Raw genomic sequence first — 438 nt, forward strand, 5'->3', positions numbered from 1 at the left:
TCCTTCAGATCGTCAACAATCAGATGGCAGATCTTATCCGCAAGGTGACAATCGAGAAGGGACATGATCCAGGGGATTTCGTTCTGTTGGCCTATGGCGGCAGCGGTCCAGCGCATTGCACGGCCTACGGCGCAGAGATCGGGGCGAAGAAAATCGTTATTCCGCCCTATGCATCGGTCTTTTCGGCCTATGGAATTGCCCAGGCCGATGTTCAGTTTTCCGTCACAGGTTCTGTACTGCAAGTGATTGCTCAGGATACAGAAATTCCAGATGAGACTGTTCAAACCGTCAATGACATTCTGACACGCATAGCCGATCAGGCCCAGGATCAAATCGGGGACGATTTCTCTATCAGTGGCGCAGACCCTCAATTGCGGCTTTCCATTGATATTCACTATATCGGACAAATGACTGATATTGCCGTTCCGGTTGATGCGC

1 protein-coding gene is annotated in these 438 nt (G+C 50.7%); it reads left to right on the top strand.

What is annotated here, in order from left to right:
- Nucleotides 1-438, top strand: a 438-nt coding sequence (locus ACOSDM_RS20140) for a hydantoinase/oxoprolinase family protein (RefSeq protein ID WP_420726322.1), incomplete at both ends; no start/stop codon positions are given.

The organism is Hwanghaeella sp. LZ110 (assembly GCF_048892525.1).
In the GTDB taxonomy this organism is placed as follows: Bacteria; Pseudomonadota; Alphaproteobacteria; order UBA8366; family Aestuariispiraceae; genus Pacificispira.